This is a genomic window from Pseudomonas sp. P7759 (genome assembly GCF_013386445.1).
Lineage (GTDB): Bacteria > Pseudomonadota > Gammaproteobacteria > Pseudomonadales > Pseudomonadaceae > Aquipseudomonas > Aquipseudomonas azotoformans_A.
In genome coordinates, this window is the sequence record NZ_JACART010000095.1 from 1 (window position 1) to 9,913 (window position 9,913).

At 61.3% G+C, this 9,913-nt stretch carries 8 protein-coding genes; 2 read left to right on the plus strand and 6 right to left on the minus strand.

Going from position 1 to position 9,913, the window contains the following annotated elements; translation table 11 throughout:
• Positions 1 to 427 (plus strand): sensor histidine kinase KdpD (locus HX823_RS31150; protein ID WP_177078470.1); only part of this gene is annotated, 427 nt, incomplete at its 5' end.
• Here the strand turns inward: HX823_RS31150 and HX823_RS31155 are convergent.
• From HX823_RS31155 to HX823_RS31165, 3 genes are all read right to left on the minus strand, one after another.
• Complete coding sequence (locus tag HX823_RS31155; RefSeq protein WP_177078472.1) at positions 390 to 1,322, minus strand: alpha/beta fold hydrolase; 933 nt, start codon at positions 1,320 to 1,322, stop codon at positions 390 to 392. The two genes, HX823_RS31150 and HX823_RS31155, sit on opposite strands and share 38 nt — an antisense overlap.
• Before the next feature lie 80 nt (positions 1,323 to 1,402).
• Entirely contained in the window at positions 1,403 to 3,658 is a 2,256-nt protein-coding gene (locus HX823_RS31160; RefSeq protein WP_177078474.1) for an ATP-dependent DNA helicase, read from the minus strand.
• Positions 3,655 to 5,301, minus strand: coding sequence for a VRR-NUC domain-containing protein (locus HX823_RS31165; RefSeq protein WP_038850509.1), 1,647 nt, complete (start codon positions 5,299 to 5,301; stop codon positions 3,655 to 3,657). Before HX823_RS31165 ends, HX823_RS31160 begins: the two co-directional genes overlap by 4 nt.
• Positions 5,302 to 5,487: 186 nt before the next feature.
• Here HX823_RS31165 and HX823_RS31170 point away from each other — a divergent pair, with 186 nt between their 5' ends.
• Entirely contained in the window at positions 5,488 to 5,712 is a 225-nt protein-coding gene (locus HX823_RS31170; protein WP_033902158.1) for a YgdI/YgdR family lipoprotein, read from the plus strand.
• 40 nt (positions 5,713 to 5,752) lie between these two features.
• Here HX823_RS31170 and HX823_RS31175 read toward each other — a convergent pair whose 3' ends face one another.
• Genes HX823_RS31175 through HX823_RS31185 form a run of 3 tightly spaced genes read right to left on the minus strand, consistent with a single transcriptional unit; the run spans position 5,753 to position 9,845 of the window.
• Positions 5,753 to 7,165 carry a lipase gene (locus tag HX823_RS31175; RefSeq protein ID WP_177078476.1) on the minus strand — a complete coding sequence of 471 codons (1,413 nt, stop codon included), beginning with the start codon at positions 7,163 to 7,165 and terminating at the stop codon, positions 5,753 to 5,755.
• A gap of 35 nt (positions 7,166 to 7,200) precedes the next feature.
• On the minus strand, positions 7,201 to 8,529 hold the full coding sequence (locus tag HX823_RS31180; protein WP_177078478.1) for a TolC family outer membrane protein: 1,329 nt from the start codon (positions 8,527 to 8,529) through the stop codon (positions 7,201 to 7,203).
• Between the two features lie 2 nt (positions 8,530 to 8,531).
• Positions 8,532 to 9,845, minus strand: coding sequence for an HlyD family type I secretion periplasmic adaptor subunit (locus HX823_RS31185; protein ID WP_177078480.1), 1,314 nt, complete (start codon positions 9,843 to 9,845; stop codon positions 8,532 to 8,534).
• Positions 9,846 to 9,913: the final 68 nt, after the last annotated feature.

Consider the following 9,913-nt stretch of genomic DNA (forward strand, 5'->3'; position numbering starts at 1 on the left):
GGACATTTTCCAGAAATTCGAGCTCACGGCCGAAGCGCGCGGCATTACGCTCACTGCGACCCTTCCACCGCAAGTGCCCACGGTGCTGGCGGACCTGGGTCTGATCGAGCGAGTGTTGACCAACCTGTTGGATAACGCCCTGCGTCATACACCGGTGAACGGCGAAATCGAGGTGACGTTGTCGCCGGAACCCAATGCTGTCGCCATCACCGTCAGCGACAGCGGCCCAGGCATCGACGCCGAGCTGCGCGAAGGCTTGTTCCTGCGCGCGTTTACCATCGGCGGTGCCCGCCGTGACGGTGGCCTGGGCCTGCGCATCGTGCACCGCATCCTGCAATTACATGGGCGCAGCATTCGCCTGGTGGATCAACCGGGTCGAGGGGCAACCTTCACGTTTTCCCTAGAAACCCGAGCATCAGCGCGTTGACCTGTTGGGCTTGTTCGTTCTGGATCCAGTGACCACAGTTGGCCAACACGTGTTGCTCAAGCTGCGGCACTGAATCCGGCATGCGCTTGAGCGTGTGGGCCTCGAAGACCCCGACCGGGTCGCGGTCGCCGATCAGGAACAACGTGGGTTGCAAGACCTGCTGCTCCGCCAGGCACTCAGTGCGTTGCCAGTTGCGTTCAAAGTTGCGATACCAGTTCAGCGGGCCACGAAAACCGTGCTCGGCAAAGGTGTTCACATACACGTCCAAGTCCGCCTGGGAACACCAATGCGGCATTTCACCGGGCGCCGACATGCCTTCGAGCAAGGTGGCGCTGGCAGGCTTGCGCTGTAGAAACACATCCTGGTCCTGCATGAACAGGCGCAAAGTGCGTTCGACATCAGCATTCAACTCCTGCTCGGCAACGCCCGGCGCCTGGAAATACAGGATGTAGTTGAAGCGGTCGGCATACAGCTCGCGCATGATTTCGATCACCGGCCGCCGTGCGCGCCCAGCGAACGGGACCGACATCGTGATCAAGCGTGTGACACGCTCAGGCTCAAGCAACGCCAGGTGCCAAGCCACCACAGCGCCCCAGTCATGGCCGGCCATCACCACCTGCGTATGGCCAAAATGGTCCATGGCTTGCTGGATATCGCCGCATAGGGTCAACAGGTCATAGTCGGCAATTTCACTGGGCGAACTTGTCTGGCCATAACCACGCATTTGCGGGGCAAATACGCGATAACCCGCCGCTGCCAGTGCGGGAATCTGTTCGCGCCAGGAGTACCAGCATTCCGGGAAACCGTGAAGCAACCAGATCGGCGTCCCCTGTTCTGGGCCTGCAATATGAACGCTTAACTCAATACCGTTGACGCTGATGAAGTGCTGGCGCATGGGCATGACCTATTTGAAGGTTTTCCCCAGCGTGGACCATGGCGGCTGAAGCCACCAGCATCATTGATGGCAGGAATGACTCAAGCCACCGCCCACCAGCGCGGCAGCAATTGACGTACCCGTGCCTCGCCAAATCGGTCATCGATCAACATCACCACACCCTGATCCTGCTGGCTGCGGATCACCCGGCCCGCCGCCTGCACGACTTTCTGGATGCCGGGATACAGGTAGGTGTAGTCGTAGCCCGCGCCGAAGATCGTGCCCATGCGCAACTTCATCTGTTCGTTGACCGGGTTCAACTGGGGCAGGCCAAGGGTGGCAATGAATGCGCCGATCAAACGGGTTCCGGGCAAGTCGATGCCCTCGCCGAACGCGCCGCCCAGCACGGCAAACCCGATGCCCTGGCTGTGCTCGGTGAACTGGTCGAGAAAGGCCTGGCGCTCGGCCTCGGCCATGCCGCGAGACTGTTGCCACAGCGCGATCTTCGGATGCCGCTCGGCCAGCAACTGCGCCACCTGCTGCAAATAATCAAAACTCGAGAAAAACGCCAGGTAGTTGCCCGGCTGTTGCAGGTACTGGCGAGCGATCAACGCAACGATCGGCTCCAGCGAGGCCTCGCGGTGCACGAAGCGCGTAGAGATTGAATCGACGATGTGCACCTGCAACTGCTCGGCCTTGAACGGCGACTCCACATCGATCCATGCCGTGTCCGTCGGCAGGCCCAGCAAATCCGCGTAGTAATGACGGGGGCTCAGGGTCGCGGAAAACAACACGCTGCTGCGGGCCGCCGTCAACCGTGGGCGGATGAACTCGGCAGGCACCACGTTGCGCAGGCACAGGGTCGAGCTGCTGCGCTTGCCGCCGAGCTGGCGCTTACTGATGTCGAAAATGAAGTGTTCGTTGAACAGCTCGGCGACCTTACCGAATTGCAGCACCTCGAAATAGAAATTTTGCAGGTCGCCGCTGAGGGATTCGGGGTGTTCATTGAAGTACTCGCCCATGGCGCTCGCACACAGGCTCAGGGCCTGCAGCAGTTTCTCGGGGCGGACGCTGTAGGCCTGGTACGGCGCAAGTTGGTCTTTATGCAGCGCGTTCCACTCACGGTTGAGGCGCTGCAAGGGCTTCTTCAAGGGCTCGGGGGCTGTGTCGCGCAGGGTCTTGAGGTGGTACTGGTCGAGGCTGGCGCTGTACATCGAGCGGGCGCGCTCGACCAGGTTGTGTGCCTCGTCCACCAGCACGGCTGCACGCCACTGGTTGAGCTGGGCCAGGCCGAACAACATGGCGCCAAAATCGAAGTAATAGTTGTAGTCGGCGACCACCAGGTCGGCCCAGCGCGCCATTTCCTGGCTCAGGTAATAGGGGCAGACGTCATGGGCCAGGGCCACCTCGCGCAGGTTGCGCTGATCGAGCAGGCGCACCTTGGCGGCGGCGATGCGTGCGGCGGGCAAACGGTCGTAGAAGCCTTTGGCCAGGGGGCATGAATCGCCATGACAGGCCTTGTCGAGGTGTTCGCAGGCTTTGTCCCGCGCCACCAACTCCAGCACACGCAAAGGCATGTCGGGACTGCTGGCATGCAGCACCTGGGCGGCATCCAGGGCCAGTTTGCGGCCGGGCGTCTTGGCAGTGAGGAAGAACAGCTTGTCCAGTTGCTGGGGCGCCAGGGCCTTGATCAAGGGAAAAATCGTACCGATGGTCTTGCCGATACCGGTCGGTGCCTGGGCCATCAGGCAACGGCCGGTGCTGACCGCCTTGAACACCGATTCGGCAAGCGAACGCTGGCCAGGACGGAAACCGGCATGGGGAAACGCCAGGGTCTGCGCGGCGCTGTTGCGCGCTTCGCGGTGTGCCATTTCCTGTTTGGCCCAACCGAGGAACAGTGCGCATTGCTGGTTGAAGAAGGGTTCCAGCTCGGCGGCTTGGAAGCGTTGGTTAAGCACTGTCTCGCCTTCGCCGACGATGTCGAAGTAGACCAGCGCCAGGTCGATTTCCGCGAGGTTGAGCTTCTGGCACATCAGCCAGCCATACACTTTGACTTGGGCCCAGTGCAGTTGCCGATGGTTGGCCGGCTGGGCGTCGAGGTCGCCGCGATAGGTCTTCACTTCTTCCAGGCGGTTGGCGTCAGGGTCGTAGCCGTCTGCCCTGCCCCGCACCTTGAGCTGCTGGTACTCGCCTTCAAGCGCCACTTCATTCTGGTAGTGCGCGCTGCGCCGCGAGGCGACGGTGCGGTGGCCGACAATGCCTTCCTGGGCGCTGGGCGACGGCGTAAAACGCAGGTCCAGGTCACCGACCTTGGCCGTGAACTCACACAGTGCACGCACGGCAACGTTGTAGCTCAAGCGGACTCTGCCCAACGCACATAGCAGACCGTCACCGGCATCTGGTATTCGCCGCAGAATTCCAGCCAGCGCAACTGGTTGTCCTGCAGGCGATCGCCAGGTCCCTTGACCTCGATCATGCGGTAGGTTTTTTGCGCTGGCCAAAACTGGATCAGGTCGGGCATGCCGGCGCGGTTGGCGCGGATGTCCAGCAGCAGCCGTTCAAACCAGTAGCGCAGGTGTTCGGCGGGCAGGCAGGCCAGGGCCTGTTCCAGCAGGTCTTCGCTGAGCAGGTTCCAGAACACGAAAGGTGACTGGATCCCCCACTTGTCGCTGTAACGTTGGCGAATGGTGGCTTTGTAGCGTTCGTCCTGCAATTGCTCGAAACACGCGGCGAACAGCGGTGCACGGCGCTGGTGGAAGTCTTCGCTGTGCAGGTCCGCTGGCCCGCGTTGGAACGGGTGGAAAAATGAACCCGGCAGCGGCGTAAAGATCACGTCCCAGCACAGCAGGCCGAACAGTGAATTGATCAGCCCGTTTTCAACGTAGTGCACCGGCCCATCGGGCTCGCTGAGGTGAGCCTGCACGCAATACTCCACCGACATCAGCGGCTCGGGCAGTGCAAGGGCCAGGTCCAGTCGGGTGACCGGACGTGGCTTGGTTTTGGGCAACGCCGGTTCACCCAGCTTGCGGCGCAGGCGTGGCACGACACGCAATAAGTGTTGCTGCTCGGCGGCGCTTTCCGGGGCCTGTTGGGCGGCAGTTGCCAGGGCCATGGCTTGGCCGTAGTCCTCCTGGCGCTCCAGCACCCGAATCAGTCGTGAGCGGGCACCAGGATAGGTACAGGCGCGGTAAATCTGTTCCGCCAACGCCAACTCGGCAATGCGCTCGCAATATTGACCGACCTGGAACAACAACTTGGCCCGACGTTTTTCCAGCCAGGGGTTGTCGGTACTCAGGGTTGCGACCCTGACAAGTACCTCCTCCAACGCTTCACCGGCTTCAAAGGCCTGCTGGCATTGGTGCAGGAACAGAAAGCCGTGCACATCGTCACGGCTGCGCAGCCCACGGGATTCTGCGCAGAATTCGACTTTTTCGTAGGTGTAGATGCCCAGGTCGGCCAGCACGAATTCCGACCAGTCCTGATGCAGGTTGCCGAAGAACATCAGGCGCAGGCGATCACACAATTCCATGACGGTAAGGCTGTACAGGGTGTCGGTAAGGTCCGGACACCAGCTGGCGAAACTGCGGTTGTCGGTGAATTGCGCCGCCAGCCCTTCCAACCAATCGGACTTCTTGCCCTTGGGCTGGTCGATCCAGGGCTTGAACGCACCGAGTATCTCGCCTTTTTGCAGCAAGCCGAACAGCGCTTCAAAGGCCAGCGGGGATTGATTGTCGACCCAGCCCAAGGCAAGCAATGGCGCGGCAGCGGCGTGGGTGCAGCCGATCTCCAGGTAATTGAGCTTGCCAGCCCGAAAATGCACACCCTTGCGCATCACCATGCGCACCAAAAGTGCCTGGGACGCCTGCGGCAACCTGTCAAATTGCTGAATGAAATGCTGTTCGTCCGCATCCAGCAGGTCCGCATAGCGTTGCCCCAGCCAATGCAGGACCTGGCGGAAGTTATGCAGGTAATAGAGCGGGTCTTCGAGGGGGTTGGCCATGGCGTGCAGCGTTCAAATACTGGTTATGCATACAGAGTGCCGTCGCCAAGGCCAGGTTGCAATGGCTAATAGATAAATGGCGCCTGCAACTTTTCACATAAAAGTGATCAGATGGGTGAGCCGATGGCGTAACATTTGTTGCCCGCGCCTCTGGCGTGGGACTTTTCAAGGTTAAAGGTAAGGGTTATGAACATGAAGAATTTGGGTCTGCCACTGGTTGCACTCACTTTTCTGGTATTGGCCGGTTGCGCGACGCAGACCGTAGTGACGCTGCAAAACGGCACACAGTATTTGACCAAGGACACCCCAAAAACCAAGACCGCCGACGGTTTCTACGAGTTCACCGACATCGCCGGCAAGCGTGTACGGGTCAAGGCCGACGATGTGGCCACCGTGCGCAAGGAAGACTGATTGAGCAATCATGTGGGGGCCTGGCCCCCACATGTGTCTGTCAGACGATGACAACGCCCTCCCCCGACCATCCGCTAACCCCAACCAGCGTCACCGAATCCCCGCCCACACTGATCACCGTATCCCCACCGTGCTCACGGTAATCCACACTGCCCTGCACATCCTTGAACACCAGCGTGTCCGTCGATTGATAGCCAATCACCCGGTCCTGGCCGAAATGCCCGCTGAACAGAAAGGTGTTGTGCCCGCTGTTATCGCGGATCGTGTCATTGCCCTTGCCGCCCTCGATAAAGTCCGCGCCCTTGCCCCCCTGGATCAGGTCATTGCCGTCGCTGCCAATGATGAAGGTATCGCCTTTATGCGGTTCAGCATTGCGGTTGAGATCCTGCACCCACGTATTGGCCCGCGCCGGGTCCGACAGGTTGGCGACAATCACCGTGGAATCACGGGTCATCTGCTCGTAGAAGCCTGACTCAAGCACCCGCGTCAGGCCATCGCCGTAACCGGTGGGCAGGTGCGAAACCCAGGTCGGGAGATTGACAATGGAAAACGGCAGCACATTCCACAGCGTCGAGGCGTAGTGGTCGTTGAAGCTGACGATATTGTCGGTGGTCGACTCATGGGGTTTGTCATGCACGCCCAGGGACGACAGGTTGAAGGACGCGCCATCCAGCGCACGGAACACCGGGTCGTTTTCATAGCCGATATTCAGCACCTTGTCGCCGGCACTTTGGGTCGGTGACGCATAGGCCACATAGTTGGCATCCTTGTAGAAACCGGCCCACTTATTGTTGCTCAGGTCGGCCATGCTGTTGACGGCCAGCCCGCCCAGGCTGTGGCCGCTGACGACTACATCCTTGCCGCTCAAGCCGTGGGCGCTGGCATAGTCAGCAACGTTCTTGAGCAAACCGCCAAAGGCCTCCCCGGCATAATTCTTCGCGTAATCCTTGGGGCCCAGTGCGGCCAGCAGGTCACTGACCAGGTCGCCGATGGAATCGCTGATCAAGGTTTCCCTAGGCCCTGAGGTGCCGCGAAAGCCAATACCGATCTCCAGTAGCTTGCCTGCGTCATCGTACTTACCCAACACCTCGACCTGGGCCGTGGTGTAACCGGCCTTTTCGCCGAAGAACGTACCCCGCGCATCGACCTTGCCGCCGTAGCCCAGGGTGCTGGCGCTGATGGGCGTCCAACCGGCCTTTTGCACCGCGTCCAGCGCCGCTTTTTCCGAATCCGGGTTCCAGGGAATGCCGGGGATCACACCCTGAGAATCCGTACTGCCCAGCAGCGCGCCGACCAACGTGGCCGGCAAGCCCAGCCCCAGGCCATTGTGCTGGTAACCCACGGCAAAGCCGTTGTCCAGGTTGTGATAGGAATACAGCGTGATCGCCATCGCGTCGGCGAACAACGCCTTGGAACCCTCGGTGCCGAGGTTTTTATAGTCAAAGATACCCATGTCAGTGCCTCTCTTATTGTTGTGAACACCCAAAATCAACGCCCAAACGCCTCATCGACCTTGGCCAGGTCGGTATCGCGCAGGTTGCCGGCGTAGTAATGCAATTTGGTCCAGGCCATCAGGTAGTCGTACCGCGCCTGGGCCAGGTCGCGCCGCGTGCTGTAGAGCTGCTGCTCGGCGTTGAGTGCATCGAGGTTGACCCGCTCGCCCCCCAGGATGCTTTGCTGGGTCGACACCACCAGCGCTTCGGCCGACACCAAGGCCTTCTGATACGCACGCAACTTGCTCACCCCCGACAGGCAGGCGCTGAACTGCCGACGCAGTTCGATCAGGGTTTCGCGGGTCTTGCCCTCCAGTTCGTACTCGGCCTGCTCCATGGCGCGACTGGCCTGGCGCGTGGACGCCGAGATACCGCCACCGGCATACAGCGGCAGGCTGACTTCGACGCCGATGGTGTTGGTGTCATAGCGCTGGTTGTAGGTGTTGCCGCTGTCGGACTCCTGCTGGCGCGAGCTGGCATAGGCCGTGACCTTGGGCAGATGCCCGGCGCGGTTGCGTTCCACTTCATAACGCGCCACTTCCAACGCCTGGCGCTGGGAGGCGAGCGTAGGGTTATTGCTGATCGCCAGTTCATGCCAGGTGTCGTAGTTGGCCGGCGTCAGGGTGAAGGCGGCAAAGCCCTGGTTCAGCGGGGCCAGGTCGTGGATGTTGACGCTTTGCACGCCAATCAGTGCGCCCAGCTCCCGCAGGGACGCGTCCTGTTCATCCAGGGCCTGGATCTCTTCGGCGGTGGCCAGTTCATAGCGTGATTCAGCTTCCAGGATGTCGGTGCGAGTGCCCTCGCCTTGCTGGAACAAATGCTGGTTCTGCTGGAACTGCTGCTCGAACGCCTTCTTCTTCGCGCGGGCGATGTCGATCTGGTCCTGGGCAAACAAGGCCTGGGTGTAATAGGTCAGCACGCGCACCAGCAGCGCCTGGCTCTTGTCGCGAAAGCTTTCATCGGCAAACAGCGCCTGGGCCACGCCTTTGCGGTAGTTGGCGTAGGCCTCGTAGTCGAACAACGGCTGTTGCAGGCTGAAGGTGGAGCCATAGCTGTTGTAGTTGCGGTCGTCGTGGTAATTGCCGCCGCGCCCGTCCGGCAGGGTCGCCTGGGAATTGTTGCGGCCCTTGTTGTAGTTGTACGAGAGCTTCGGCAACAGCCCGGCGCGGCCGATGGCGCGGTTTTCCAGGCCGGCGTCGCGCTCCTTGATCGCTCCGAGGAACACCGGATCGTTGCGCAAAGCCTGTTCGTACACATCAAACGGACCCATGGCGGCCTGGGCACTAGCGCTGGTCAACAGCAAGGCGATAAACACGTGCTTCATGTCTATTCCTCGGTCAACGCGGAGCCGGCACGGTCGAGCAGCGGCTTGAACAGGTAATTGAGCAACGAGCGCTCGCCAGTGCGCACGAACATCTCGGCGGGCATGCCGGGCTTGATCACCAGCCCGTGGAGTTTCTCCAACGCCGCTTCGCTCACCGTGGTGCGCAGCACGTAATAGGCCGCGCCGGTTTTTTCATCGAGCATCTGGTCGGCAGAAATCAGGCTGACCTCCCCCGGCACACGCGGTGTGCGGCTCTGGTTGAAGGCGGTGAACAGGATATCGACCGGCAAGTGCGTGCCGACCTTGTCGACCAAATGCACCGGCAAACGCCCCTCCACTTCCAGGCGCGTGTCCTGGGGCACGATCTCCAGCAGGGTTTCACCCGCCCGCACTACGGCGCCTTCGGTGTGCACGCTGAGATTGACCGCGATGCCATCCGCCGGGGCGTTGATTTCGCTGTGTTGCAGGTCGAACCCGGCGGAGGTGAGTTGCTGTTCCAGGGTCAGGCTGCGCAATTGCGCGTCGGCCAACTGGCTGCGCACTTCCTTCTGGTATTCCTCGCTGTGCTGTTGCAGTTTCAGACGCGATTCAAGAATGCCCTGCTCGACCCGGCCACTTTCACCGATGTTCTGCGCCAGGTCCTGCTGCACCTGGGACAACTGGCGTTGGTAGTCCATCAGCCGGTTGCGCGGGATGTAGCCGTTGTCGGCCAAGGGTTGCAAGTTGCTCAGTTGATCACGCAGGGACTGGGCCTGGGCGGTCAGGTCGCTGCGGGCGCGGCGCATGCCGCCCAACTGCGCGGTGGCGCCGTCGATATTGGCACGGATACCCGCCTGCTCACGCGCAAAGGCCTCACGACGGCTGCTGAACAATTGACGCTGGCCTTCCAGCACCAGCGCCAGGGCCGGGTCGGGATTGGCACTCAGTTCAGCCGGAAAGCGGATGCTGACCTGGTTGTCGCGCTCGCTCTGCCAGCGTGCCACGCTGGCCCAAGCCATGCGGTACTGGGCTTGCAGGGATTGCACGTCGGCCTGGTGCTGGGTCTGGTCGAGACGAAACAGCGGCTGGCCTTGTTTCACAAGCTCGCCCTCCTTCACCAGAATCCGGCTGACCACGCCGGGGCTCAGGGTTTGCACCGCCTTGCGCTTGCCTGACACCACCACCGTGCCCTGCACCGGAATGCCCTGGTCCAAGGGCGCCAGGCTGGCCCACAGGAAGAACCCACCCGCGCCGACCACCGTCAGCAGCCAGCCCATGCGGGCGAAGAAATTGGCGTCGTGTTCTTTGAAGCGAGGTTCAACAGTGAGGCTGCTCATGCGCCTGGATTCCTTCCGGCCTGGTACTGACGACTGAAACTCACGCCCGGTTTCTCCTTGGGCGGCTC